This is a genomic window from Pseudomonas sp. B35(2017), assembly GCF_002113645.1.
Lineage (GTDB): Bacteria > Pseudomonadota > Gammaproteobacteria > Pseudomonadales > Pseudomonadaceae > Aquipseudomonas > Aquipseudomonas ekonensis.
Genome location: NZ_NEIZ01000021.1, coordinates 64,217 through 88,296, shown reverse-complemented (window position 1 = coordinate 88,296; position 24,080 = coordinate 64,217). Strand labels below are relative to the sequence as shown.

At 63.2% G+C, this 24,080-nt stretch carries 26 protein-coding genes; 12 read left to right on the top strand and 14 right to left on the bottom strand.

The window, feature by feature from the left end:
• Positions 1-2: 2 nt before the first annotated feature.
• Together CAG41_RS25285 and CAG41_RS25280 are read right to left on the bottom strand one after the other, a co-directional pair.
• The gene (locus tag CAG41_RS25285; protein ID WP_085583933.1) at positions 3-1,067 is read right to left on the bottom strand and encodes a nitronate monooxygenase family protein; all 1,065 of its coding nucleotides are present in this window, start codon (positions 1,065-1,067) and stop codon (positions 3-5) included.
• Positions 1,068-1,162: 95 nt separating this feature from the next.
• A complete protein-coding gene (locus tag CAG41_RS25280) occupies positions 1,163-3,607 on the bottom strand; it encodes an autotransporter (protein ID WP_085707618.1) in 2,445 nt (814 codons plus the stop codon).
• Between the two features lie 174 nt (positions 3,608-3,781).
• Here CAG41_RS25280 and CAG41_RS25275 point away from each other — a divergent pair, with 174 nt between their 5' ends.
• A complete protein-coding gene (locus tag CAG41_RS25275; RefSeq protein ID WP_085707611.1) occupies positions 3,782-4,765 on the top strand; it encodes an MDR family oxidoreductase in 984 nt (327 codons plus the stop codon).
• Between the two features lie 62 nt (positions 4,766-4,827).
• Positions 4,828-5,286 carry a GyrI-like domain-containing protein gene (locus tag CAG41_RS25270; protein WP_085707610.1) on the top strand — a complete coding sequence of 153 codons (459 nt, stop codon included), beginning with the start codon at positions 4,828-4,830 and terminating at the stop codon, positions 5,284-5,286.
• Here CAG41_RS25270 and ada read toward each other — a convergent pair.
• The 5 genes from ada to CAG41_RS25250 form a co-directional block, all read right to left on the bottom strand.
• The gene (gene ada / locus CAG41_RS25265; protein WP_085707609.1) at positions 5,283-6,350 is read right to left on the bottom strand and encodes a bifunctional DNA-binding transcriptional regulator/O6-methylguanine-DNA methyltransferase Ada; all 1,068 of its coding nucleotides are present in this window, start codon (positions 6,348-6,350) and stop codon (positions 5,283-5,285) included. The genes CAG41_RS25270 and ada overlap by 4 nt on opposite strands.
• Before the next feature lie 72 nt (positions 6,351-6,422).
• The gene (gene alkB / locus CAG41_RS25260; protein ID WP_085640905.1) at positions 6,423-7,100 is read right to left on the bottom strand and encodes a DNA oxidative demethylase AlkB; all 678 of its coding nucleotides are present in this window, start codon (positions 7,098-7,100) and stop codon (positions 6,423-6,425) included.
• Between the two features lie 5 nt (positions 7,101-7,105).
• On the bottom strand, positions 7,106-7,822 hold the full coding sequence (locus tag CAG41_RS25255) for a 2OG-Fe(II) oxygenase (RefSeq protein WP_085707608.1): 717 nt from the start codon (positions 7,820-7,822) through the stop codon (positions 7,106-7,108).
• 92 nt (positions 7,823-7,914) lie between these two features.
• On the bottom strand, positions 7,915-8,085 hold the full coding sequence (locus CAG41_RS28695) for a hypothetical protein (protein ID WP_170930059.1): 171 nt from the start codon (positions 8,083-8,085) through the stop codon (positions 7,915-7,917).
• Between the two features lie 35 nt (positions 8,086-8,120).
• Positions 8,121-8,423, bottom strand: a complete 303-nt coding sequence (locus tag CAG41_RS25250; protein WP_085583922.1) for a DUF1883 domain-containing protein — start codon at positions 8,421-8,423, stop codon at positions 8,121-8,123.
• 212 nt (positions 8,424-8,635) lie between these two features.
• Here CAG41_RS25250 and CAG41_RS25245 point away from each other — a divergent pair, with 212 nt between their 5' ends.
• Both CAG41_RS25245 and CAG41_RS25240 read left to right on the top strand, forming a co-directional pair.
• Positions 8,636-8,992: a hypothetical protein gene (locus CAG41_RS25245; protein WP_085583919.1), complete on the top strand. Its 357-nt coding sequence runs from the start codon at positions 8,636-8,638 to the stop codon at positions 8,990-8,992.
• A gap of 70 nt (positions 8,993-9,062) precedes the next feature.
• Entirely contained in the window at positions 9,063-9,293 is a 231-nt protein-coding gene (locus tag CAG41_RS25240; RefSeq protein ID WP_085583917.1) for a hypothetical protein, read from the top strand.
• 2 nt (positions 9,294-9,295) lie between these two features.
• Here the strand turns inward: CAG41_RS25240 and CAG41_RS25235 are convergent, their stop codons facing one another.
• Both CAG41_RS25235 and CAG41_RS25230 read right to left on the bottom strand, forming a co-directional pair.
• A complete protein-coding gene (locus CAG41_RS25235; protein ID WP_085583915.1) occupies positions 9,296-9,586 on the bottom strand; it encodes a hypothetical protein in 291 nt (96 codons plus the stop codon).
• Positions 9,587-9,728: 142 nt separating this feature from the next.
• Entirely contained in the window at positions 9,729-9,917 is a 189-nt protein-coding gene (locus CAG41_RS25230; RefSeq protein ID WP_085695252.1) for a hypothetical protein, read from the bottom strand.
• 224 nt (positions 9,918-10,141) lie between these two features.
• On the opposite strand from CAG41_RS25230, the gene galU reads away from it, so the two are divergent.
• Together galU and gorA are read left to right on the top strand one after the other, a co-directional pair.
• A complete protein-coding gene (gene galU, locus CAG41_RS25225) occupies positions 10,142-10,981 on the top strand; it encodes a UTP--glucose-1-phosphate uridylyltransferase GalU (protein ID WP_085583911.1) in 840 nt (279 codons plus the stop codon).
• A 132-nt stretch (positions 10,982-11,113) separates the two neighbouring features.
• A complete protein-coding gene (gene gorA, locus CAG41_RS25220; protein ID WP_085640888.1) occupies positions 11,114-12,472 on the top strand; it encodes a glutathione-disulfide reductase in 1,359 nt (452 codons plus the stop codon).
• Here the strand turns inward: gorA and CAG41_RS25215 are convergent.
• Complete coding sequence (locus tag CAG41_RS25215) at positions 12,469-13,485, bottom strand: DNA-binding protein (RefSeq protein ID WP_085707607.1); 1,017 nt, start codon at positions 13,483-13,485, stop codon at positions 12,469-12,471. The genes gorA and CAG41_RS25215 overlap by 4 nt on opposite strands.
• 179 nt (positions 13,486-13,664) lie before the next feature.
• On the opposite strand from CAG41_RS25215, the gene CAG41_RS25210 reads away from it, so the two are divergent.
• From CAG41_RS25210 to ahpF, 3 genes are all read left to right on the top strand, one after another.
• Entirely contained in the window at positions 13,665-14,603 is a 939-nt protein-coding gene (locus CAG41_RS25210; protein WP_139833036.1) for a site-specific integrase, read from the top strand.
• 138 nt (positions 14,604-14,741) lie between these two features.
• Positions 14,742-15,305 (top strand): alkyl hydroperoxide reductase subunit C, encoded by a 564-nt coding sequence (gene ahpC, locus CAG41_RS25205; RefSeq protein WP_085583902.1) that lies wholly within the window; start codon positions 14,742-14,744, stop codon positions 15,303-15,305.
• 134 nt (positions 15,306-15,439) lie between these two features.
• Positions 15,440-17,002 (top strand): alkyl hydroperoxide reductase subunit F, encoded by a 1,563-nt coding sequence (gene ahpF, locus CAG41_RS25200; RefSeq protein ID WP_085707605.1) that lies wholly within the window; start codon positions 15,440-15,442, stop codon positions 17,000-17,002.
• Positions 17,003-17,065: 63 nt separating this feature from the next.
• Here the strand turns inward: ahpF and gloA are convergent, their stop codons facing one another.
• Positions 17,066-17,587 carry a lactoylglutathione lyase gene (gloA, locus tag CAG41_RS25195; protein ID WP_085583898.1) on the bottom strand — a complete coding sequence of 174 codons (522 nt, stop codon included), beginning with the start codon at positions 17,585-17,587 and terminating at the stop codon, positions 17,066-17,068.
• A gap of 139 nt (positions 17,588-17,726) precedes the next feature.
• Between gloA and CAG41_RS25190 the strand changes: the two genes are divergently transcribed.
• A complete protein-coding gene (locus CAG41_RS25190) occupies positions 17,727-18,245 on the top strand; it encodes a DUF4946 domain-containing protein (protein ID WP_085583987.1) in 519 nt (172 codons plus the stop codon).
• Positions 18,246-18,451: 206 nt separating this feature from the next.
• Here the strand turns inward: CAG41_RS25190 and CAG41_RS25185 are convergent, their stop codons facing one another.
• The 3 genes from CAG41_RS25185 to CAG41_RS25175 form a co-directional block, all read right to left on the bottom strand.
• The gene (locus CAG41_RS25185) at positions 18,452-18,817 is read right to left on the bottom strand and encodes a histone-like nucleoid-structuring protein, MvaT/MvaU family (protein WP_085583896.1); all 366 of its coding nucleotides are present in this window, start codon (positions 18,815-18,817) and stop codon (positions 18,452-18,454) included.
• 235 nt (positions 18,818-19,052) lie between these two features.
• A complete protein-coding gene (locus CAG41_RS25180; RefSeq protein ID WP_085640882.1) occupies positions 19,053-20,588 on the bottom strand; it encodes an EAL domain-containing protein in 1,536 nt (511 codons plus the stop codon).
• Between the two features lie 103 nt (positions 20,589-20,691).
• Positions 20,692-21,564 carry a LysR family transcriptional regulator gene (locus CAG41_RS25175; RefSeq protein WP_085583892.1) on the bottom strand — a complete coding sequence of 291 codons (873 nt, stop codon included), beginning with the start codon at positions 21,562-21,564 and terminating at the stop codon, positions 20,692-20,694.
• 76 nt (positions 21,565-21,640) lie between these two features.
• On the opposite strand from CAG41_RS25175, the gene CAG41_RS25170 reads away from it, so the two are divergent.
• Positions 21,641-22,588 (top strand): DMT family transporter, encoded by a 948-nt coding sequence (locus CAG41_RS25170; protein ID WP_085640880.1) that lies wholly within the window; start codon positions 21,641-21,643, stop codon positions 22,586-22,588.
• 246 nt (positions 22,589-22,834) lie between these two features.
• Complete coding sequence (gene hppD / locus CAG41_RS25165) at positions 22,835-23,911, top strand: 4-hydroxyphenylpyruvate dioxygenase (RefSeq protein WP_085583888.1); 1,077 nt, start codon at positions 22,835-22,837, stop codon at positions 23,909-23,911.
• Positions 23,912-24,080 lie beyond the last annotated feature (169 nt).

Below are 24,080 nucleotides of genomic sequence, written 5' to 3'. Positions count from 1 at the left end.
GATCACCGGCCTGCCAGTTTCGCCAATGCGCCTTCGGCCAGTTGCCGGGTCAGCTCGGCGGTGCCGATCTCCCGCCCGAGCGTGAACGCCTGGCCGGCCCACAGGTTGCTGAACTCCGCTTCGGCCTTGGCCCGCAGCGGCATCAGCGCACCGCCGGCCAGCGGAAACGCCGGCGCCATGGCCGACATCGGGCCCACTTCGCGCATCACCCGGTTGAGGATGCCCCGGGCCGGGCGGCCGGTGAACAAGTTGGTGATGGCGGTCTCGCTTTCCTTGGCGGTGCGCAAGGCCTTGTGGTGCGAGGCGCTGATCCTGGCCTCCGGCGTGAACAGATAGGCGGTGCCCACCTGCGCCGCCGAGGCGCCCAACAGGAAGGCGGCGGCAACGCCCCGCGCGTCGGCAATCGCGCCGGCGGCGATCACCGGCACGTTCACCGCGTCCACCACCTGCGGCACGAGGGCGAAGGTGCCGACCTGGCTGCTCAGGTCATCGCTGAGGAACATCCCGCGATGGCCGCCGGCCTCGTAGCCCATGGCGATGATCGCATCGCAGCCGTTCTGTTCGAGCCAGACGGCCTCATCGACGGTGGTGGCCGACGACAGGATCTTCGCGCCGGTGGCCTTGACCCGGTCCAGCAGGGTTTTCTCCGGCAGGCCGAAGTGGAAGCTCACCACTTCAGGCTTGAATTCTTCCAGCACCTCGCACGCCGCCGCATCGAAAGGCGCGCGGTTGGAGACCGGGGTCGGTGCGTCGAAATCGACGCCCAGTTCGCGGTAGTAGGGCTCAAGCAGGTTTTTCCAGTCCCGGGCGCGCTGCTCATCGGGGGCCGGAGGCTGGTGGCAGAAGAAGTTGACGTTGAAAGGCTTCGACGTGCCTTGGCGGATGTTTCTCAGCTCTTCACGCAACTGGTCGATGCTCAGCATCGCGGCAGGCATCGAGCCGAGGCCGCCGGCGTTGCAGGCGGCGATCACCATGGAAGAGTTGGTGGCGCCGGCCATCGGGCCCTGGATGATCGGCAGTTCGATGCCGAAGAGGTCAAGAATGCGGGTGTCTGGCCATTGGCTCATGGAAAGGGTTCTCCGAACGACAAAACGGGCAGGGACGGCAGAGCCGGTTTTGTACCAGCAAAACCGGCTGCAAGGCCAGCCGGGATTTGCGGCCCTCAGCGTCGGTGGAACCCGCCGCCACCGCCGCCGAAGGAACGGTTCATGACCCGCGAGGAGTCGTGGAATTCGTTCAGGCGCTGATTGCCGAAGTTGCGGGCGGCGGACTCGCGGTTGAGGTTCTGCAGTTGCGCCGTGTTGTTGACCGGCGCGCGGGTGGCGCCGCCCTTGACCATCGATTGCCAGCCGTCGTCGGTTTTCTTGTAGACATTGCCGTCGTGCCCGGCATACACGTTGTCGCCGATGCGCGCAGCGCCGCCGTCGCGCCCGCGGATCCCGCCGTACTGGGTGGTGTTGCCGGTGTTGGGGTTGTACACGGCGCCCCGGCTGGCGGTGACCTGGGTGCCGGTGCGCGCATTGCCGGCCGTGACCCGCTGGCCGGCGATGGCGCCGCCCTCGGGGCCCACCGCCGCGCCGCTGCGCCCGGCGGCGTAGTTGCCGGTGTAGACGTTGTGCACCGCGCCACGCTGGCCCGCCGCCGAGACGCCGGTGCGCGAGTTGTAGGAGGCCCCGACCTGTCCCGCCCAGCGGTTGCCGGTCCAGGCGTTGTAGCCGCCGCCGTAGCGGCTGACCGTCGCCCGGTCGCCCCATTGCCTATAGATATTGCCGGTGGTGCCCGCCCAGCCGCCCGGGCCCCAGGCTACGGCGCCGCCACGGTAGCCGTAGGCGGCACCACCCCAGGCCAGTGGCGCCGGATACAGGTGCGGGCCCCAGGCATAGCCCCAGCCGTAGTTGCCCCACCACGGATAGGCACCCCAGCCCCAGCCCATCGCCACGGTGCTGCCGCCCCAGCTCCAGCCGAAGCCGAAACCGAAGGTCCAGCCGGTCCACGGTGTGTAGCGGATGGCGACGCCGAATCCGTACGTCACCGGCGGCCCGTACCACACGCTGCCGACCCAGGGCGTGTACGGATACCCCGTGCCGTAGACCACCACGCCGGTGGCCGGATCCAGCGTGGAGCCCTGGTAGCCGGGGGTGTAGCCGACGACCACGGTGTCGCCGCTCGATTCGTAGACTTTGACGTAGGTGAGGTAGTGCATGGGCGAACTGGGCGGGATCGAATAGATCACCGCCGGCACTGACCCTGCGACCGTCCACGGCCCGTTGACGCCGGTGGCCGTGAACCAGATGCCGTTCTCCACGGCGTACCAGCTGTTGGCGTCGACCCGGATGATCGGCGTGGCGCTGTTGATCACATATTGCAGCGGGGTGCCGGTGATGGCCTTGAGCTGAGGTTCGCCGTCGAAGGCGGGGGCGGTCATCTTGACTGCGCTTTTCTTGATCGCCGAGGTCTGCGGGATGGTCGCGGCGATGGCCGCTTCCTTGGCCTGCGGCGTGCCGGCCACCGAGGCCTTGACGTTTTCTTTCGGGCTGTCGTCGGGAATGTTGGCGAAGTCCGCCGGCAGCTTGTCGGCCGGGGTGAAGGTCCAGGGGCCGTTCATGTCGGCGGCGCGGAACCAGCGTCCGGAAATCAGCACGTAGCTGTTCTGGTCACCGATCTCCTTGAAGATGTGCCCGGTGGTGTTGCTGACATACAGCAGGCGCGTGCCCTGGATCGGCTGCCACTGCGCGGCGCCGTCGGTGACGATCAGTTCGGTCGGCATGGTGGCGACGAAGATTTTCGGCTGCGGCGGTTTGGCCAGGCTCGGCGCCTTGCCCTTGGGATCGCCCTGGCCGGTGAGCAGGTCCACCTGGCGGCTGTCGATCGCGGCTTTCTTGGCCTTCTCCAGGTCGGCGGGCGGCGAGGGGAGGCGCGAATAGTCGCCGTTGAACCGGTCGGCGGCCATCCAGCCGTCGAACACATGCAGGTAATGCTTGCCTTGATCGTCCTTGAGCAGCAGCGGCCGGGTGTTGATCACCCGTTGCAGGCCGGTGCCTTCCACCGGTCGGTAGGCCGGTTCGCCGTCGATGTACACCAGCAGCGCCGGGACGTCCGAGCTGAGGATGGCGGGCGGGGTGTTCTCCAACGGCGCGGCGTCGGCCTTCTGCTCGGCGGCCAGCACCCCGACGGCGGCCTCCAGTTGATCGAGGGAAATGGTTTTCTTGCGGTTGGCGGCATCCTTCTGCAGCGCCGCGACCCAGGTGTCGGCCTGGCTCGCGTCGGCCGGAAAATCGGCCTTGATGAGGTTGTACTGATCGAGGGCGACCCAGCGCGTGGCCTTGTCCACCAGCGTGTGGGCGCTGAACTGGACGATGCCGTAGGTCGATTTGCCGTCGGCGCCGGTAGCCTCGACGGCGGCGCGGGCCTTGAGGGTGTACCCGTCCCAGCTGTCGAGCTGCGGCTGGTAGACCGTCAGCTTGGCGTTGCCGCTGGTGATGACCTGCGGCCATGTCGGCTCGACCGTGGAGGTGTCCGGGCCTTTGGCCGCGGGCGCGGCCCAGACGCTACCCCAGGTGAACAGGCAGAGCATCAGGCAGGCAAACAACCGGCGCAAAGGGGTCATGGTCAGTTCCATCGACGGGGCCTTCACGGGCGAAGGCGATCGTCGAAAAAGCATAGCCGCCCGCGATGGAATCACCCGGCGGATTCGCCGATTGGCGGAAAGTCGTGTGTGGCAATGTGTTGCAGTGTGGTATTTGAATGCCACGCCCCCGAAACCCTTCCCAGCGAGGCAGTCATGTTCAACGGCATTCTGATCGACAAAGACGACAGCGGTTACCGCGCCAGCCTGCAATCCCTCGACGACGGACAACTGCCGGACGGCAATGTGACGGTGCGCGTGGCCTACAGCACGCTGAACTTCAAGGACGGGCTGGCGATCACCGGCAGCAGCCCCGTGGTGCGCCAGTTCCCGATGGTGCCGGGGATCGATCTGGCGGGCACCGTGGAGGTCAGCTCGCACCCGGACTACAAGGCCGGCGACCCGGTGCTGCTCAACGGCTGGGGCGTGGGCGAAAGCCATTGGGGCGGCCTGGCGCAGAAGGCGCGGCTCAACGGCGATTGGCTGATTCCGCTGCCGAAGGCGTTTTCCGCCGCGCAGGCCATGGCTATCGGCACCGCTGGCTACACGGCCATGCTGTGCATCATGGCGCTGGAGCGCAACGGCGTGACGCCGGCGCAGGGCGAGGTGCTGGTGACGGGCGCCAACGGCGGAGTCGGCAGTTTCGCCATCGCCTTGCTGAACCGGCTCGGGTATCGCGTGGTGGCGTCCACCGGCCGTGTCTCCGAGCACGAATACCTGAAACGGCTGGGGGCCGGCGAGATCATCGACCGGGCGACCTTGTCCGAGCCCGGGCGGCCGCTAGCCAAGGAGCGCTGGGCCGCCGTGATCGATTCGGTGGGCAGCCACACCTTGGCCAACGCCTGCGCCAGCACCCGCGCCGAAGGCACGGTCGCCGCCTGCGGACTGGCCCAGGGCATGGATTTCCCGGCGTCGGTGGCGCCATTCATCCTGCGCGGCGTGACGCTGGCCGGGATCAACAGCGTGACCCAGCCCAAGGCCCGACGGATCGAAGCCTGGAACCGCTTGGCCAAAGACCTGGACTTCGCCCTGTTGCCGCTGATCAGCCACGAGATCGCCCTGAGCGAGGCCATCGCCGCAGCCCCCAAACTGCTGGCCGGCCAGTTGCGCGGACGGGTTGTGGTGGACGTCAATCGCTGACACAGTAAGCGCCTTCACGGCCCTGCGGGGCCGTTCTTCAAGCACACGGAACGGCGCTTTCGATGGATCTCAAACAACAGCATGTCGATGGTTTCACGGTGGCCGGGTTGCGGGTGCGCACCACCAATCAAGCCGAGCATGCCGGGCACACGGCGAAGATCGGCCCGATGTGGGGCCGGTTCTTCCAGGAAGGTCTGGCAGAGGCCATTCCCGGCAAACTGACCGAGTCGCCGGTCTACGGCGTGTACTCGGCTTATGAGTCGGATGCGTCCGGGGCGTTCGATGTGACGGCGGGCGTCGCGGTCGCCGATCCACAGGGCGACTTCGAATCCGTGCGGGTCGAGAGCGGCGAATACCTGGTGTTCGAAGGGCAGGGCGTGTTGCCCGATGCCGTCATCGCCACGTGGGGACGGATCTGGCGTTACTTCGAAGCGAACCCTCAGATCAAGCGGCGCTACGCCACCGACTTCGAGGCCTATACCGGCCTCGAATCGGTCGCGGTTTACATCGGCGTCCGTTAAGTCCGGGTCTCGCGCTCAAGCAACGCGCGCTTGCGTTCCACACCCCAACGGTAGCCCGACAGGTTGCCGTCGCTGCGCACCACGCGATGGCAGGGAATGGCTACCGCGAGGCTGTTGGCGCCGCACGCCTGGGCCACGGCGCGCACGGCCTTGGGTGCGCCGATGCGCTGGGCGATGTCGGCGTAGCTGGCGGTGCTGCCGGGCGGAATGTCCCGCAGCGCCTGCCAGACTCGCTCCTGGAACGCCGTGCCGCGTACGTCCAGCGGCAGGTCGAGGCCCAGCGCCGGCGCCTCGATGAAACCCACGACGCTGGCGATTAGTTGCTCGAATCCGCTGTCCGCGCCGATCAGGTTGGCTTGGCGGAATTTGTCCTGCAGGTCGCACACCAGTTGGTGCGGGTCGTCTCCCAGCAGGATCGCGCAGACCCCGCGCTCGCTCTGGGCCACCAGAATCGCCCCGAGGGAGCATTGGCCGACCGCGAAGCGGATGTCGTTGTTCTTGCCCGCCGCGCGGTAATCGCCGGGTTTCATGCCCAGCATTTGGTCGGCGCTTTCGTAGAAGCGGCTGTTGGAATTGAATCCGGCATCGTAGAGCGCATCGGTGACCGTGCCGCTGTCCGCCAACCGCTCCCGGACCTTGCGGGAGCGATGGGCCGCGCCGTATCCCTTGGGCGTCAGGCCGGTGACGGCTTTGAACACCCGGTGAAAGTGGAACGGGCTCAGGCCGGCGGCTTCGGCCAATTCATTGAGCGGCGGCAGGTGTTCGGCCGACTCGATCCGCCGACACGCCGCCGCCACCGTCGCCGCATGCTGGGCGGCCATGCTGCTCTGATCCTTGCCCGCCCGTTTGCTGGGGCGATAGCCCGCCGCCTCGGCCTCTTGCGCGGTGTCGAAGAACTCCACGTTCTGCGGCTTGGGCAGGCGCGCCAGGCTGCTGGGGCGGCAGTAGACGCCGGTGGTTTTCACGGCATACACGAACTGCCCGTCCGCCCGGGGATCGCGGGCGAGGACCGCGGCCCAGCGTGGATCGTCTTCAGTGTTCGGTGTAGCGGAAAGCGTTTTCATGATGATTCGTCCGTTGACCTGTTTGATTCAGGTTAACCAGCCTGGCTTTCGGCAACACTCCGGGGCTTGCGGTCAAATTCTGCGTGACGGCCCGGCGCAGCGGAAGGTCAGGTTCAGCCGTTGCTCGCCCAGGCGCGGGTGATGTCCGGGCTTGACCGGCAGCACACCGTGGTAGCGCAGCCGGTCGACGCCGCCCCAGATCACCATGTCGCCGTGCAGCAGCGGGATGCGCCGGGTGCCGTCGGCGCGGGCGAAACCGCCGAACAGAAACGTCGCTGGCAATCCGAGCGAGAGGGAAACGATCGGTTCGGCGTAGTCCTTTTCGTCTTTGTCCTGGTGCAACGACATCTTCGCACCGGGTATATAGCGGTTGATCAGGCAGGAATCAGGCGTGAATCCGGCAAATCCCGCCTCTGCGGCCGCTGCGTGCGCCAGGTCGGTGAACGCCGCCGGCATTGCCGGCCAAGGCTGCCCGCTGAGCGGATCCACAGGGGAGTAGCGATAGCCGCTGCGGTCGGTGATCCAGCCCAGTGCGCCGCAGCTGCTGGTCGCCACGGACATGCTGAAGCCGCCGGGCGTCATCATGTGGCGCAGCGGCGCGTCCTTGAGGATTCTGTCCAGCGCGACGAGCAAGGGTTCGACACAGGGCAGGGCGAACCCCCGCAGCAACCACGACTGCTCGCCGATCTGCTCGGTGCGCGGCGGTTGCGGTTCGGTGTCGGCGAACAGGTCGAGAGTGGTCGGTTGCATGGCCGTCATGTCGCGTCGTGAAAGATGATCCCGAGAGTATGCCGTCTGCCGCTGTGCAGGCGACTGACGCCGTGACGCATGGTCACCCGGTAGTCGCCGCGCACACCTTTGACCGGTCGCTGGTTGACGGCGAAGATCAAGGCGTCGCCTTGCCTAAGGTCCATGACCTGCGGACGGGACTGCATGCGCGGGCGTTGCTCGGTGAGGACAAATTCGCCGCCGGTGAAATCCTGCCCGGGCTCCGACAGCAGAATCGCCACTTGCAGCGGAAAGACATGCTCGCCGTAGAGATCCTGGTGCAGGCAGTTGTAGTCCTGCGGGCCGTATTGCAGCAACAGCGGCGTAGGACGACATTGACCGGCGGCATGGCAGCGCTCCAGAAACTGCGCGTGCTCGGCCGGAAATCGCTCCGTGAGCCCCATGCGTTCGCACCAGCGGTTGGCCAGCGGCACGAGGTGCGGATACAGGGCGCGCCGCAGGCGTTCGACCGGCTGCGGCAGCGGATAGGCGAAGTACTTGTATTCGCCGCGCCCGAAACCGTGGCGGGCCATGATGACCTGCGAGCGGAACGGTTCGCTTTGCGGATAGAGCGCGCTCAGGCGAGCGCAGGTCTCGGGGCGCAGCAGCGTGCGGATGATGGCGCAGCCGTCTTGATCCAGCTGCCGCTCAAGCTCGGGCCAGTCGAGCGAATCCAGCGGGGAAGGGGTGGGCGGGTTCGACATTCCGGCTCCTTGGCGCAGTTCGGGGCGGTCAGTCTGTACGCAGGCCCGTCCCGCAGCACTCCGTTGCTTGCGGTCGAATGTGCGCCGGCGCCTTAAAGCGCCTTGCTGACTTTGATCTCGCTGATCACGTCGCCGCTTTGCCCGTGCAGGGCCTCCAGGGCGGCCTTGGCCTCGTCCGGCGTGCCATTTTCCAGTTGCGCGAATTCGAAGCGACGCTCGCCGTTGAGTTTGTACTTGATGACGTATTTGGTCGTTTGGGCCACGGAAGTCTCTGCCTGTCCAGGAATGAAGGGGCGGCTCAGCTGAGTTTGGAGCTGGAGCGGCGGATGATCTTGATCGAATGCGTCAGGTTCGGCTTGCGGGTTACGCTGATCGCCCGGCGGCTGACGGTGTCGATGGTGATGTTCCAGTAGCCGGTGCTGGGAGCGGTGATGCGTGCCGGGAATTTGTCGAAGGCGCCGCCGTGATAGGTGTGACGGCCGCCGTTCTTGAAGCTGCGGAAGTTGGCGTCGTTCATCAGGCGGATGTTGCAGGTCTGCGAGCACTGGATGACGACGATGTCGTCTTCGTTGAGGTGCTCGCGCTGGTGAATGAATTTCATGGGCGCCTCCAGAAGGGCTTTTTCTGCTAAATCAAAACGATAGCATGGGCTAGGGGCGCAGTTTATCAGCCCGGACGGGTTATTATCCCGCCGTCGGGCGCTGCTTTGACAATTTAAAACGGATTTTCGCGGTGCAATGCGCGATAAACGCAACAGGCCCCCGGAGAAAAACGGCATTCGTGCTGTCGGAGGGGCTTTATTGGAGGATATGTATGAAGTGGGGTGCGGTTTGGCTGCCGGCGGTGTTGGCAATGAGCGGTTGCGCGAGCGTTTCGGAGATCGACGCCACGTTGCCGACCATGAACGTGATTTCCGGCAAGAAACCCCATGAATTTGCCGGGTGCCTGGCGCAAAAGCTGGCGGACACCCGTGGCGCCTTGCAGGTCGAGCCCCAGAAGGACGGCGTGCGGGTGATCGTCCCCGGCAAGCTGTCTTCAGGTCCTGCGGCGGTGTTCGACATCGAGGATCGCTCCGGCGGCAGCAGCATCAAGCTGCACGAGCGCATGTCCAACGTCCCTGTGCGCCCCCGGGACGTGCGCAACGCCGCCAACGCCTGCATCTCGGGCTGATAGACTGCCGGCGGTCGGCATCGAAGCCGTCAAGGAACCCTTGGCGGCTTTGTCATTTCTGGAGAGAGGCATGAAGCGGGAACAAGTGCGCGAACGGCATGCAGAGGGCCTGATCTCTGCCACCCATGTGATCCAGAACCCGGCGAACCTGGGGGAGTGGATCGTGTTCTTCAAGAAGAGCGGCGGACGCAGCTACTTTCTGGTGGACGACAACGATGAGGTCGAGTCCTTCAGCCGGCTCGACGACCTGATCGACGTCGTGCGCGGATTGGGAGTCAAGTTCGCGGAAATCCACCTGTAGGCTTATTTGCAGACCACCACGACGCTGCGCGTCTTGTAGTTGCCGACGTCGAGCCCCAGGGTCTTGTCGCTGTCCTGGGCGGAGGGCGTGCCGTCGGTGCCGACGATGCGGTAGCCGGTGCCGGCGCAGGAGTCATCGGCCTTCTCGTAGCAACTGGCCCATGAGTTGGCTTCGCCGGAGCAGTCGATGCTCAGGCCTTGTTCACCGTCGTCCAGGTAGGTGGGCTGCGAGGAGGCGCAACCGGCCAGGGCCAGCAGGGCGATCAGCGGCAGGGTTCTGAAGAGGGCGGTCATGACACATTCATCCTTGCTAAAAGGGGCGGCCAAACGATCTGACAGCGTTGGCGCGAAAAGGTTATAGCGATTGGCCATTTCCCCCGAGGGGCGGCACAAAAAAGCCCTGCGCAACGGCAGGGCCTGGGGACTTCGATGCAAGTCAATCCTGATCGTCGCCGCGGCGTTTAGGGCCTGGCGGAGTGTCCTCGAACACGGCTGCCACATCAGACGCCATCGCCTCGGTGGGCAGCGGGCCGACGACCTGCTCGCCCTTGGCGTTGCTGATCCACCACTGGCCGTCCTTCGCTTGGCTGACCAAATACCCGTTGATGCTTTTTGCTGCGGCCATCTCTTTGTCTCGTCGGCTGGTTCAAAGGTGCCATGATACCGGCAAAACGGCGCCTCGGCTGATTTGAGCTACGCTCAACGCGCAGTCTTGAAGCGGCTATGGAACTATCGGCCGGAATATTTCTCTATGTTGGCATCGGTTAGCCAGTGCGGGGCATTGTAAGGTGCACGCCGCCTGATTAGACTGCGCCGAAACTCGTACACACAGCCCTTTCAAGGACTTATATGATCAAGAAATGCTTGTTCCCAGCAGCCGGTTACGGTACTCGCTTCCTGCCAGCGACTAAAGCCATGCCCAAGGAAATGCTGCCGGTGGTAAACAAGCCACTGATCCAGTACGGCGTCGAAGAGGCCCTGGAAGCCGGCCTGACCGAAATCTCCATCGTCACCGGCCGCGGCAAGCGCGCCTTGGAAGACCACTTCGACATCAGCTACGAGCTGGAAAACCAGATCAAGGGCACCGACAAGGAAAAATACCTGGTCGGCATCCGCCGCCTGCTGGACGAGTGCTCTTTCTCGTACACCCGTCAGACCGAAATGAAAGGCCTGGGTCACGCGATCCTGACCGGCCGTCCGCTGATCGGCGACGAGCCGTTCGCCGTGGTGCTGGCGGACGACCTGTGCGTCAACCTCGAAGACGACGGCGTACTGACCCAGATGGTCAAGCTGTACAAGCAGTTCCGCTGCTCCATCGTTGCGATCCAGGAAGTCGATCCTCAGGAAACCAACAAGTACGGTGTGATTGCCGGCGAGATGATCCGTGACGACATCTACCGCGTGCACAGCATGGTCGAGAAGCCGAAGCCGGAAGATGCGCCGTCCAACCTGGCGATCATCGGCCGCTACATCCTGACCCCGGACATCTTCGACCTGATCGAGCAGACCGAGCCAGGCAAGGGCGGCGAGATCCAGATCACCGACGCCCTGATGAAGCAGGCCCAGAACGGCTGCGTCATGGCCTACAAGTTCAAGGGCAAGCGTTTCGACTGCGGCGGCGCCGAAGGCTACATCGAGGCGACCAACTTCTGCTTCGAGAATTTCTACAAGACCGGCAAGGCTTACTGATAAGCGTCTGTTCGCGTCTGCACGAAAAAAACCACCTTCGGGTGGTTTTTTCATTTTCCGGCCCCATTTGGATGGCAGCGCTTGCCCAATGAACGACTGCGGGTATGCTGGTGAGCTGTCAAGGAGAGAGATATGGCCTACGATTTTGACCTTTATGTGATCGGCGCCGGTTCCGGCGGTGTGAGGGCTGCGCGCTTTGCGGCGGGGTTTGGCGCGAAAGTCGCCGTGGCCGAGAGCCGCTACCTGGGCGGCACCTGCGTCAACGTCGGCTGCGTGCCGAAGAAGTTGTTGGTCTATGGCGCGCATTTCGCCGAAGACTTCGAGCAATCGTCGGGCTTCGGCTGGAATCTGGGCGAGGCCGATTTCGATTGGGCGACGCTGATCGCCAACAAGGACCGCGAGATCAATCGCCTGAACGGCATCTACCGCAACCTGCTGGTCAACAGCGGCGTGACCCTGCACGAAGGCCACGCGAAGATCGTCGACCCGCATCAGGTCGAGGTCAACGGTGAGCGTTTCACGGCGAAGCACATCCTGATCGCCACTGGTGGCTGGCCGCAGATTCCGGAAATTCCGGGGCGCGAGCATGCAATCAGCTCCAATGAAGCCTTCTTCCTCAAGGACCTGCCGAAGCGCGTGCTGGTAGTGGGCGGTGGCTACATCGCGGTCGAGTTCGCCGGCATTTTCCACGGTCTGGGGGCGGACACGACGCTGCTGTACCGCGGCGATCTGTTCCTGCGCGGCTTCGACGGTTCGGTGCGCAAGCATTTGCAGGAGGAGTTGACCAAGCGCGGGATGGATCTGCAGTTCAATGCCGACATCGAACGGATCGAAAAGCAATCTGATGGCAGTCTGAAGGCCACCCTCAAGGATGGTCGCGTCCTGGAAGCCGATTGTGTGTTCTATGCGACGGGCCGGCGTCCGATGCTGGACAACCTGGGGCTGGAAAACACCGGCGTCACACTGGACGACAAGGGTTTCGTCAAGGTCGATGAGCTGTTCCAGACCAGCGAGCCGTCGATTCTCGCCCTGGGCGATGTGATCGGTCGTGTGCAGCTGACGCCTGTGGCGCTGGCCGAGGGCATGGCGGTGGCGCGGCGCCTGTTCAAGCCAGAGCAATACCGTCCGGTGGATTACAAGATGATCCCGACGGCGGTATTCAGCCTGCCGAACATCGGCACCGTCGGTCTGACGGAGGAGGAGGCGAGGAGCGCCGGGCATGACGTGGTGATCTTCGAAAGCCGCTTCCGTCCGATGAAGCTGACCCTGACCGATTGCCAGGAGCGCACGCTGATGAAACTGGTGGTCGACGGCAAGACCGACAAGGTGCTCGGCTGCCACATGGTCGGCCCGGACGCCGGCGAGATCGTGCAGGGGTTGGCCATCGCCCTGAAGGCCGGCGCCACCAAGCGCGACTTCGACGACACCATCGGGGTTCACCCGACGGCGGCCGAAGAGTTTGTCACCATGCGTTCGCCGGTCGGCGCTTAAGCGCCTTTCGGTTTGGCTGCGTCTGCCGCTGCCGCCACGGTGGCGGCCAGGCGCAGGCTGTCCTCCAGGCTCGCCTGTGCCTGGGTCAGTTCCTTTTCCAGTCCCTGATTGAGTTGCGCCTGTTCGTCGAGGCTCTGTTTGAGCGTCTGGCTTTCCAGGGTGGCGACGCGCAAGCGTTCCTGGAGGAGGGTGCGTTCGCTGTCGGCGCGGGACGCTTGCTCGAACAGCTGGTCCTGGCGCTGGTTGCTGTGCTTGAGCTGATCCTGCAACAGGCTGAGCTCGCGCAACGAGCCGCGGTTTTCGGTCAGCAGGCGTTCGTTGTCGCGGTGCAGTTGGGTGATTTCGTCCTGACGCACCAGTGCGCTTTGCTGGGCCTGGCGCAATTCCATCTGCAACTGCTGCACTTGCCCTTCGTGGCGGCTCTGCTCCTGTTCGCGTTGTTCCTTGATGGCGTTGCGGTAGTGCTCAAGGGCGTCGCGGGCGTGCAGGTGCTTCTCTTCCAGCGAGCGGATCTGCTCGTCCTTGTCCTTTAGGCGCAATTCAAAATCCGCCAGTGCCTGGTTCAGGCCGGCGTTGCGGGTCTGTTCCGTCTGAAGCATCGACCGGATGTCGGTCAGCGCTTCGGATTCGCGGGAGAGTGCTGCACTCTGGATTTCGTGTTGCTGTTCCAGCTGGGTGAGCGCCTGGCGCGTCTGATTCAGCTCGGTCTCCAGCGCCTGGCGCTGTTCTTCGAATGCCTCGCGGGCCTGTTCGATCGGCTCCTGTGCCTGTTCTTTCAGGCGTTGCGCCAGACGCGCAACGAGCGCGGTCAGTTCGTCGTCGATGGGTTCCGACGGCACTTCGACCGGTTCTCGGCCGTCATCCAGCTCCTTCAGATAACGATGGATGGTGGTTTTTGAGCCGGTATTGCCCATTTCAATGCGTACCGCATCGATGCTCGGGTGTTCTCCGCGAGCCAGAATCGCCTGCCGCGCCGCTTTAACCAATGCCTTGTTGATGCCGCCACGGGCCATGAGTGATCCTACCTTTACGTACTGTGGTACATGCCACAAAAATAGCAGTGTACCACGGCAAGAAAAATCTTAAATGTTTGATTTTCAAGAGGCGGGATATACTCGTATTATCCCGCGTGAAGCGCTGAATCGCGTTTTATGCGCAGCCCGTCAGTACACACCCCATGAGAAACCCGCCCATGAGCGATCTGGATCGCTATCTGCAAGCCGCCACTCGTGACAACACACGCCGCAGCTACCGTGCGGCCATCGCTCATTTCGAAGTGACCTGGGGAGGTTTCCTGCCCGCGACGGCGGAAAGCGTCGCCCGTTACCTGGTGGCCCATGCCGGTGTGTTGTCGATCAATACGCTGAAACTGCGCCTGTCGGCGTTGGCGCAATGGCACAGCAGCCAGGGGTTTGCCGACCCGACCAAAGCGCCGCTCGTGCGCAAGACGCTCAAAGGCATCCGTGCGTTGCACCCGGCCCAGGAGAGACAGGCCGAGCCTTTGCAGCTGCAACACCTGGAGCAGGCGGTGGCTTGGCTGGATCAGGAGATCAGCGAAGCCCGGGCGCAACAGAACCGGCCGCAGTTGCTCAAGGCTTGCCGTGACCGGGCGCTGATTCTGCTGGGCTTCTGGCGCGGCTTTCGCAGCGACGAGCTGTGCCGCCTCGAGGTCGAACACGTCCAGGCCCATGCCGGCAAAGGCATCACCGTGTACCTGCCGCGCAGCAAGGGTGACCGGGAAAACCTGGGCAAGACCTATCAGGCGCCGGCACTGCTCAAGCTGTGCCCGGTGCAGGCGTACATCGAGTGGGTCACCGAGGCAGCCCTGGTGCGCGGCCCGGTCTTTCGCGGGGTGGATCGTTGGGGGCATCTGAGCGAGGAGGGGCTGCACGCCAACAGCGTGATTCCGCTGCTGCGCCAGGCGCTCAAGCGCGCCGGCATCGAGGCCGAGCATTACACCACCCATTCGCTGCGCCGCGGTTTCGCGACCTGGGCGAATCAGAGCGGCTGGGACCTCAAGTCACTGATGAGCTATGTGGGCTGGAAGGATATGAAGTCCGCCATGCGCTATGTTGAAGCCAGCCCCTTTGAAGGGATGGTTCGGATCACGGATAAGCCGCCGTCGCTTTAGATATCGTTTTCTTCTATTAATACAGTCAGCTAATAGCGAAAACAAATCAGCAGCATCAGGTTTGCCAATGAGCCATCCGTCGAGCGAGTGGGTAGGATTCACCCCATCGAGTTCACAACCCCTGACGGAGAGTCATCAATGCCTATCATCAACAGCCAAGTAAAACCGTTCAAAGCCACCGCGTTCAAAAACGGCGACTTCGTGCAAGTCTCGGACGCTGACCTGAAAGGCAAGTGGTCGGTCGTGTTCTTCTACCCAGCCGACTTCACCTTCGTTTGCCCGACCGAGCTGGAAGACCTGGCCGACAACTACGCAGCCTTCCAGAAACTGGGCGTAGAGATCTACAGCGTTTCCACCGACACCCATTTCGCCCATGCTGCCTGGCACAACACTTCGCCAGCCATCGGCAAGATCCAGTACACCATGATCGGCGATCCGACCCACGTCATCTCCCGCAACTTCGACGTGCTGATCGAAGAAGCTGGCCTGGCGGATCGTGGCACCTTCGTGATCAACCCTGAAGGCCAGATCAAGATCGTTGAACTGAACGACGGCGGCGTTGGCCGTGACGCTTCCGAGCTGCTGCGCAAGATCAAGGCCGCTCAATACGTCGCTGCCCACCCAGGCGAAGTCTGCCCGGCCAAGTGGAAAGAAGGCGAGGCCACTCTGGCTCCGTCCCTGGACCTGGTCGGCAAGATCTGATCCTGTGACACCGCAACACTCAGGGCGGAACTCCGCACCTACCTAAGTAAGCTGCACCGCCCAATGAAAACGCCCGGGCGAGATTCGCTCGGGCGTTTTTTTTCGCCTCAAAGAAAGTTCAGGAGATCGCCCGTATGTTGGACGCCAATCTTAAAGCCCAGTTGAAATCGTACCTGGAACGGGTCACCCAGCCGATCGAGATCGTCGCTTCTCTCGACGACGGTGCGAAATCCCGTGAAATGCTTGAACTGCTGAAAGACGTTGCCAGTCTTTCGAGCCAAATCACCCTGATCGACAGCGGCGACGATGTCCGCAAGCCGTCGTTCTCGATCAACCGCCCCGGCGCCGACATCAGTCTGCGTTTCGCCGGCATCCCGATGGGCCACGAATTCACCTCGTTGGTGCTGGCCCTGCTGCAGGTCGGCGGTCACCCTTCGAAGGCCAGCGCCGAGGTGATCGAACAGATCCGTTCGCTCAAGGGCGAATTCAGCTTCGAAACCTACTTCTCGCTGTCGTGCCAGAACTGCCCGGACGTCGTCCAGGCGCTGAACCTGATGGCCGTGCTGAACCCGAACATCCGCCATGTCGCCATCGACGGCGCGCTGTTCCAGGACGAAGTCAACGACCGCAAGATCATGGCCGTGCCGAGCATCTACTTGAACGGCGAGAACTTCGGTCAGGGCCGCATGGGCCTTGAGGAAATCCTCGCCAAGCTCGACACCGGCGCCATCGAGCGTCAGGCCGAGAAGATCAGCGCCAAAGAGGCCTTCGACGTGCTGGTGGTCGGCGGCGGCCCGGCCGGCGCTTCGGCCGCCATCTACGCAGCCCGCAAAGGCATCCGCACCGGCGTCGCCGCTGAACGCTTCGGCGGTCAGGTGCTGGACACCATGGCCATCGAGAACTTCATTTCCGTACAGGAAACCGAAGGCCCGAAACTGGCGGTGGCGCTGGAAGAGCACGTCAAGCAATACGACGTGGACATCATGAACCTGCAACGCGCCGACAAGCTGATCCCGGGCCAGAACGGCGAGCTGCATGAAGTCCGTTTCGCCAGCGGCGCGATTCTGAAAGCCAAGAGCGTGATCCTGGCGACCGGTGCGCGCTGGCGCGAAATGAACGTGCCGGGCGAGCAGGAATACCGCAACAAAGGTGTGGCGTACTGCCCGCACTGCGACGGCCCGCTGTTCAAGGGCAAGCGCGTGGCGGTGATCGGCGGCGGCAACTCCGGCGTGGAAGCGGCCATTGACCTGGCCGGGATTGTGGCCCACGTGACCTTGCTGGAGTTCGACGTGCAGCTGCGTGCCGACGCCGTGCTGCAGCGCAAGCTGCACAGCCTGCCGAACGTGACCGTGATCACCAGCGCGCAAACCACCGAAGTCACCGGTGACGGGCAGAAGGTCAACGGCCTGCGCTACAAGGATCGTCAGTCGGATGAGTTGCGCAGCGTCGAGCTGGAGGGGATCTTCGTGCAGATCGGTCTGCTGCCCAACACCGACTGGCTCAAGGGCACCATCGAGTTGTCGCCGCGTGGCGAGATCATTGTCGACAACCGCGGCGAAACCTCGATCCACGGCGTCTTCGCCGCCGGCGACGTGACCACGGTGCCGTACAAGCAGATCGTGATCGCGGTGGGCGAGGGCGCCAAGGCATCGTTGAGCGCGTTCGATCACTTGATTCGCACGTCGGCCCCGGCATAAGCCTTGAGCCTGAAACGACAAACCCCATGATCGCTCATGGGGTTTGTCGTTTTCGGGTGTTGCTTACAGCGGTGCCGGCTGGATGATTTCGACCCAGTAGCCGTCCGGATCCTTGATGAACGCCAGGCTCTTCATGCGGCCGTCGGTCAGGCGCTTCTGGAAATCGCAGCCCAGTTCCTCGAAGCGCTCGCAGGCGGCGACGATGTCCGGCACCGAGATGCAGATGTGGCCGAAACCGCGCGGGTCGGTGTTGCCGTTGTGGTACGCGAAATCCGCGTCGTTTTCGGTGCCGTGGTTGTGGGTCAGTTCCAGGATGCCGGGGATCGACTTCATCCACTCGGTGCGGGCTGCGGCGTCCGCCGGGATCTGCGCCTTGTCGACCAGCGCGAGGAAGTACAGGCTGAATTCGGCTTCCGGGAAGTCGCGCTTTTCCACCAGCGAGAAACCGAGCACGCGGGTGTAGAAGTCCAGCGACCGGGTGATGTCCTTTACGCGCAGCATGGTGTGGTTGAAGACGAAGTTGCGGGTTGCGCTGTCCGGGGTGGCGGTCACGCCAGGGAAAGTGTTCAGTTCGTGCAGGCTCATGGGCCCTCCGTGACGAATGGGGCGAGTGAATGGCGCAATGATACGCATGCCTTGGGACATCGCCAAACCTCACGTGCAGGCTTGCCCTGCCAGGAGGCTGGGCTCAGACTGCTCGGCTCAGTCTGCCGGTGTCCTTCGAATGATCCGACCGTTCAAATCGCTGTTCGTTTTCCTTTGCTTGTCGTTGTGCGCCGCGGGCGCGTCGGCCCAGGCGCCGGAGATCGCCTGGCCCGCCGGCTGGCAGGTTGAGGCCCTGCCTGACACATCGCCGCAGGTGTCGCGTCAGCGCGGGGTGAAGACCGATGCCGAAGGGAATCAGGTGATGGTGATGGAGTTGACCATGACCCGAGTGGAAACCGGCCATCAAGTCAACCTGCAAGGGGTGCTGCTGGAAATGCGCAAAGCGGTGCAGAAGGACTTCTTCCAGGGCGGCTACCAGAGTGTGTGCAACAGGATCCACTCATCCGTCCTGGGTTCGCTGTCGGCACTTGAGACCACCTGCACGGTCACTGAAAACGGCAGGCACGTGTTGTCGCAAACATTGGTCGCTGCCCTCGACGCTCAGAACGCCTATGTACTTTCGTATGCGGGAGAGGCCGAGATGTTCAAACAGAGCACCGACGAAATAGCGTCGATACGAAACAGCTTGAAACTTTAATCCTGACCGGGCGGTCTGCACCGTTATAGATGCCCGAAAGCATTAAGCACAAAGATAACTGCGAGCCGGCCGGCAATATTCTGCTGCAAATTCGTACTGCGTCTCGCGCAAGGCCGATCAACTTTTCAGACGGGGCTCGTTGCATTTGTTAAATATTGTCCACAAAAAAGCCCTGCATCGGCAGGGCTTTTTCTGTTGGCGCAAGATCAGCCGCGCAACCAGGAATCGACGGTGGCTGCCCCGTACTGTTCTTTCCAGGCTTTCAGGCCGCGGTGGTTGCCGCCTTTGGTCTCGATCAGTTCGCCGGTGTGCGGGTTTTGGTACACCTTGACCACGCGGGCGCGGCGGGTCTTGGGTGCTGCGGCCACTTGCTGGCCGGATTTCGCCGGGTTCGGATCGAGGATGGCGATGATGTCCTTCAGGCCTTTGCCGTAGGTTTTCATCAGTCCCTGGAGCTTCTCTTCGAATTCGATTTCTTTCTTGAGCCCGGCATCGTTCTTCAGCGATTCCAGCTGCTTGAGCTGTTCCTGAAGGGCTTTTTCAGCTGCACGAAATTCAGCGAGTCTGGACAATATCGTTACTCCAATAGTGTGTTTGGCTGATACCAACCGCAAACAAAGCCTTCGGACGTCAGCCTTGAAGCGACTCGGTGATAATTGGCTCACCTGCCTATCTTGCAACAGGTAAGAAAAATTGTAGTAGTTAATGCCGCAAGAGTAAATCCTGACTTTTTCTTCATGTAACAATCGCGTTGTTTTGTTTCAAATTGGTGCGCCAGGCCACAGGGGGAAGGATGAGAACGCCTAATTAACGGTGAGTTAATGCGTTAATGAATTCGGTCGCCGGCATGGGTTTGCCGTACAGGTAGCCTTGCAGGAAGTTGACGTGATGTAACGTCAGGTATTGGCTTTGTTCTTCGGTCTCCACGCCTTCGGCGACGATGCCCAGGTCCAGCTTGGCGCACAGTTCGATGATGCTGTCCAGGATGTGCCGCGACAACGCATCGAGACCGATCATGGCGACGAAGCTCTGGTCGATCTTCAGGAAGTCGACGTTGAACGTGCGCAAGTAAGTCAGGCTCGAATGGCCGGTGCCGAAGTCGTCGATGGCGATCCTCACGCCCGCTTCGCGCAGTTCGCTGAAGAGGCGGTGGGTGATGTCGGTGGGCTCGACCAGTTCGCGTTCGGTGAGCTCCAGCACCAGGTGGATGCTGCCCGGCTCGAACGCGGCGAGGAATTCGCGGCAGTCCTGTACCAGTTCCAGGTTCTGGCAGTGACTGGCGCTGATGTTGATGCCGATGTGGAAGGGCGTGACGAAGGTAGACGAAACCGGCCCCAGCAGGGCGGCGGTCTGCTGCATCAGCGAGCGGGTCATCGGTACGATCAGGCCTGAATGCTCGGCAAAGGGGATGAACAGGTCGGGGCGGACCAGGCCTTCTTTCGGGTGGTTCCAGCGCATCAGCACTTCGGTTCCCGACCATTGCTTGCTGTCGCCGTGGACCACCGGCTGGAAGTAGGGAATGAACTCTCCGGCTTCCAGTGCGCGGAGCATTTCATGGCTCGGTGACGTGGAGCGCTTCTGCACGATGTAGCCGATGGCGCCGGACACCGCGCCGAAAAAGATCAGCAGGCTGAACAAGGGCGGGTATTCGTCCGCCATGTAACGCCACACCTTGCCCTCAGGAAACCCCGCCGACACCGAAAAGGCATAGCGCGATGAGTTCAGCGTGCTTTGCGCCACCGGCAACGGTGGGAGGGCGCCTTGATGCACTTTGCCGTCGGCGGACAGCCAGTTGTTGCCCACCTGCAACAGCAGCAGGGTCTGCCGCCCGATCAGGCGCAGGATGTTGCTCAGGTGGTAGCCGTCCAGCGTAGTCAGTGCGCCGCCCCGGCCTCCGCTCAGCCGATAGACCAGCAGTGCGGTGTCGGGCGTCACCGGGTTGCCGTTCATGAGCCACAGTTTGCCCTGGGTGTAGTCGCCGGGGTTGACGGCCTCCTTGAAGTGGCCGAACAGCGAGCTGCAATAAAGGTTGTCGTCCCACACAAGGTTGGTCGAGCGGACGAAGGGGCGGCGGGTGACCTGTTCGCGCAGGGCCAGTTGCGCCGTGTCGCAGGGTTGGCCGGCCAGAGGCAGCAGTTCGAGGGCGGCCTGGGCCGTGTTGTCGAGCATCAGTTCGAACTGACGCAGCGCTTCTTCGGCGGTCTGCTCCGCGCTCTGCTGCAAGGTGCGCTCGGCCTGCAGGTAGAGAATGGCGGTGCCCGACAGGATCGGCAGCAAGCCGCACAGCAGGGTCACGATGATCCGGGTGCCGGGCTTGCGGCGGGATCGGGCGGTCAGCGGCATGGGGGCATCCTGTCGCGGGGGAGAGCCGCCCTTGAATGCAGGGCGCCCTCCGGTAAGTGAGTCGTCAACGCCCATGATAGATGGCTGTCGGTGCCTGTGCCGTTCAAGGGCGATGTCGCCGGGTCGCCGACGCTATGAAGGCGAGGGTGGCGGGCGACGCCTGGCGGCTGTCCAGCACGGCCAGCCCCACCTGTCGGCGCACGGCGGGGGACAACGGCCGTTTCACGTAGCGGCCGGCGGTGTCCGCCGGCAATGAGCCTTCGGCCACGAGGCTGACCGCGTCGCCACGGCCGACGACATCGAGTGTGCTCAGCAGTTGCGAACAGCGGTAGCGGATGTTGGGGCTCAGGCGGGCCGCGCTGAAAAGGCGCGAGACCAGTTCCGAAGAGCCGGCCTCGGTGAGCACGAAAGGATCGTCGCACAGATCCTTGAGGCTCACGTGCGCCCGTGCCGCCAACGGATGGCCGGCCGGGAGCAGGGCGACCATCCGGTCCTCGATCAGGGGGAACGTGTCGAAGCGCTCTTGCGGCAAGACCACGAAACCGATGTCGATCCGCCGCTCTTCCAGCCACTGGATCACTTGTCGGTCCGGCCCTTCCTCGATGTGCACCTCGATGCCCGGATGGGTCTGGCGGTATGCCTCCAGGATGCCGGGCAGCAGCGTGACCGAAGAGGTCGGGCCGAACGAACCGATGCGCAGCGTGCCACGCTTCATTCCCCGGGCATCGGCCGCCTCCTGACGCAAGGTGTCGGCCAGCCCGAGCATGGCCCGGGCGCGCAGCAGCAATTGTTCGCCGATGTCGCTGAGCTCCACTTGGGCGGCATGCCGACGCAAGAGTTCGACGCCCAGTTCCTGCTCCAACGACTTCAGGGCATGGGACACCGCCGACTGGGAAATGCCCAGGCGATTGGCGGCGAGGGTGAATCCGCGCAATTCGGCCACCCGCGAAAAGATTTCCAGTTGAGTCAGGGTCATGAGCTTTTACTCATTTTACGATGATGAACAATCGAACAAATGATACGGCATCCGTTCTCTTTGTCTCGGGAGTGTTATGTCCGGTTATGAGCAAATCCGCCCGGCGCCTTCGGACGTGCCGGTGTACGTGAACCTGGCGCTGGTCACCATGGTCTGGGGCGGCACCTGGGTGGCCGGTCGGCTGCTGGCCGGCCAGCTGAGCCCGATGTTTGCCGCCAGCCTCAGGTTCCTGCTGGCCAGCGCGGCGCTGCTGGTCTTTCTGCGGCTGGCGCGGATCCCGCTGGCCCGGCCGAGCCGCCGGCAATGGCTGCAACTGACGGTGCTGGGGTTCTTCGGGATCTTCCTTTACAACCTGTGTTTCTTTTACGGCCTGCAATACATCAACGCGTCGCGGGCCTCGCTGATCGTGGCGTTGAATCCGGCGGTGATCGGCCTGGCGTCCTGGCTGCTGTTCAAGGAACGGCTGGGGCGAATGAAAGTCCTCGGCATCGCGGTCTGCATCGCCGGCGCGGTAACGGTGATCGTCAGCCGCGACCCGCAATCGCTGGCGGCATCGCCGCAGGCCTGGATCGGAGATCTGCTGATCTTCGGCTGCGTGCTGGGCTGGGGCGTGTACTCGCTGTTTTCCCGCAGCCTCAGCCAGAGCCTCGGCCCGGTGCAGACGGTGACCTACTCCATCCTGCTCGGCACGGGGATGTTGTGGGCGTTGGCGGCCCTGCGCGGAGAACTGGATTGGGCGAGACTGGCCGACCTTGGCGCAGAGCAGTGGTGGAGCCTGATCTACCTCGGCGTGCTCGGTTCGGCGCTGGCCTACATCGGCTACTACGACGGCATCCGCAAGATCGGCGCGACGCGCGCCGGCGTGTTCATCGCCCTCAACCCGCTGACGGCGGTGATCCTCGGTGCCCTGTTGCTCGGCGAGCGGCTGACGCCGGCCATGTGCCTGGGCGGGGCGGTGATCCTGGCGGGGATCTACCTGTGCAACAAACCCTTTGCAGCGACGCGCAAAAGGCGGATTTTATAGAGAGGGCAGACAATCCGTTTTACGCTGTGTAGAATCCGGTTACGCATACAATAATAATCGTCTTCTGGCAGCAGAAGCCTCGCCCGCAAGAGCCTTGGGTCGACAATGAAGATATTCGGGTTACAACTGATCTACGGTGACTTCCTCGCCCGCAGCGTGCGTGGCGTCTCCTGCGCACCGCCCCGCGCCCTCAGCATGACTGGCAACTAACTTTGGTTAATTGATAAGAATGATGAGGCGCCTACCATGGCAGATCTGTACGAAAACCCAATGGGCCTGATGGGCTTTGAGTTCATCGAATTCGCGTCGCCGACGCCCGGCACCCTGGAGCCGATCTTTGAGATCATGGGCTTCACCAAGGTCGCGACCCACCGCTCCAAGAACGTGCACCTGTACCGTCAGGGCGCGATCAACCTGATCCTCAACAACGAACCCCACAGCGTCGCCTCGTACTTTGCCGCCGAGCACGGTCCGTCGGTGTGCGGCATGGCGTTCCGGGTCAAGGATTCGCAGAAGGCCTACAGCCGTGCGCTGGAACTCGGCGCCCAGCCGATCCACATCGAGACCGGCCCGATGGAGCTGAACCTGCCGGCGATCAAAGGCATCGGCGGCGCGCCGCTGTACCTGATCGACCGTTTCGGCGAAGGCAGCTCGATCTACGACATCGACTTCGTGTTCCTCGAAGGCGTCGACCGTCATCCGAAAGGCGCGGGCCTGAAGATCATCGACCACCTGACCCACAACGTGTACCGCGGCCGCATGGCCTACTGGGCGAACTTCTACGAGAAGCTGTTCAACTTCCGCGAGATCCGCTACTTCGACATCAAGGGCGAATACACCGGCCTGACCTCCAAGGCGATGACCGCTCCGGACGGCATGATCCGCATCCCGCTCAACGAAGAGTCGTCCAAGGGCGCCGGCCAGATCGAAGAGTTCCTGATGCAGTTCAACGGCGAGGGCATCCAGCACGTGGCGTTCCTCACCGACGACCTGGTCAAGACCTGGGACGCGCTGAAGAAGATCGGCATGCGCTTCATGACCGCGCCGCCGGACACCTACTACGAAATGCTCGAAGGCCGCCTGCCGAACCACGGCGAGCCGGTCGACCAGCTGCAGGCACGGGGCATCCTGCTCGACGGTTCCTCGGAGCCGAACGACAAGCGCCTGCTGCTGCAGATCTTCTCGGAAACCCTGATGGGCCCGGTGTTCTTCGAATTCATCCAGCGCAAGGGCGACGATGGCTTCGGCGAGGGCAACTTCAAGGCGCTGTTCGAGTCGATCGAGCGTGACCAGGTGCGTCGTGGCGTGCTGACCGCCGAGTAAGCTTCAACGATGCAAAAAAGCCCGGCCTGCAATCCTGCAGGCCGGGCTTTTTCATGCCTTCACATTCCCTTGCGGGAGCGAGCCTGCTCGCGATTGCGATCGTTCGGTCGATATCCATTTCGAGTCTGAAGACGTCATCGCGAGCAGGCTCGTTCCTACAGGTTTTTGG

Bases quoted from the DNA above. Each gene is read 5' to 3' on its own strand.
- CAG41_RS25285 (WP_085583933.1), bottom strand. From the start codon at position 1,067: ATGAGCCAATGGCCAGACACCCGCATTCTTGACCTCTTCGGCATCGAA.
- CAG41_RS25280 (WP_085707618.1), bottom strand. From the start codon at position 3,607: ATGACCCCTTTGCGCCGGTTGTTTGCCTGCCTGATGCTCTGCCTGTTC.
- CAG41_RS25275 (WP_085707611.1), top strand. From the start codon at position 3,782: ATGTTCAACGGCATTCTGATCGACAAAGACGACAGCGGTTACCGCGCC.
- CAG41_RS25270 (WP_085707610.1), top strand. From the start codon at position 4,828: ATGGATCTCAAACAACAGCATGTCGATGGTTTCACGGTGGCCGGGTTG.
- ada (WP_085707609.1), bottom strand. From the start codon at position 6,350: ATGAAAACGCTTTCCGCTACACCGAACACTGAAGACGATCCACGCTGG.
- alkB (WP_085640905.1), bottom strand. From the start codon at position 7,100: ATGCAACCGACCACTCTCGACCTGTTCGCCGACACCGAACCGCAACCG.
- CAG41_RS25255 (WP_085707608.1), bottom strand. From the start codon at position 7,822: ATGTCGAACCCGCCCACCCCTTCCCCGCTGGATTCGCTCGACTGGCCC.
- CAG41_RS25250 (WP_085583922.1), bottom strand. From the start codon at position 8,423: ATGAAATTCATTCACCAGCGCGAGCACCTCAACGAAGACGACATCGTC.
- CAG41_RS25245 (WP_085583919.1), top strand. From the start codon at position 8,636: ATGAAGTGGGGTGCGGTTTGGCTGCCGGCGGTGTTGGCAATGAGCGGT.
- CAG41_RS25240 (WP_085583917.1), top strand. From the start codon at position 9,063: ATGAAGCGGGAACAAGTGCGCGAACGGCATGCAGAGGGCCTGATCTCT.
- CAG41_RS25235 (WP_085583915.1), bottom strand. From the start codon at position 9,586: ATGACCGCCCTCTTCAGAACCCTGCCGCTGATCGCCCTGCTGGCCCTG.
- CAG41_RS25230 (WP_085695252.1), bottom strand. From the start codon at position 9,917: ATGGCCGCAGCAAAAAGCATCAACGGGTATTTGGTCAGCCAAGCGAAG.
- galU (WP_085583911.1), top strand. From the start codon at position 10,142: ATGATCAAGAAATGCTTGTTCCCAGCAGCCGGTTACGGTACTCGCTTC.
- gorA (WP_085640888.1), top strand. From the start codon at position 11,114: ATGGCCTACGATTTTGACCTTTATGTGATCGGCGCCGGTTCCGGCGGT.
- CAG41_RS25215 (WP_085707607.1), bottom strand. From the start codon at position 13,485: ATGGCCCGTGGCGGCATCAACAAGGCATTGGTTAAAGCGGCGCGGCAG.
- CAG41_RS25210 (WP_139833036.1), top strand. From the start codon at position 13,665: ATGAGCGATCTGGATCGCTATCTGCAAGCCGCCACTCGTGACAACACA.
- ahpC (WP_085583902.1), top strand. From the start codon at position 14,742: ATGCCTATCATCAACAGCCAAGTAAAACCGTTCAAAGCCACCGCGTTC.
- ahpF (WP_085707605.1), top strand. From the start codon at position 15,440: ATGTTGGACGCCAATCTTAAAGCCCAGTTGAAATCGTACCTGGAACGG.
- gloA (WP_085583898.1), bottom strand. From the start codon at position 17,587: ATGAGCCTGCACGAACTGAACACTTTCCCTGGCGTGACCGCCACCCCG.
- CAG41_RS25190 (WP_085583987.1), top strand. From the start codon at position 17,727: ATGATCCGACCGTTCAAATCGCTGTTCGTTTTCCTTTGCTTGTCGTTG.
- CAG41_RS25180 (WP_085640882.1), bottom strand. From the start codon at position 20,588: ATGCCGCTGACCGCCCGATCCCGCCGCAAGCCCGGCACCCGGATCATC.
- CAG41_RS25175 (WP_085583892.1), bottom strand. From the start codon at position 21,564: ATGACCCTGACTCAACTGGAAATCTTTTCGCGGGTGGCCGAATTGCGC.
- CAG41_RS25170 (WP_085640880.1), top strand. From the start codon at position 21,641: ATGTCCGGTTATGAGCAAATCCGCCCGGCGCCTTCGGACGTGCCGGTG.
- hppD (WP_085583888.1), top strand. From the start codon at position 22,835: ATGGCAGATCTGTACGAAAACCCAATGGGCCTGATGGGCTTTGAGTTC.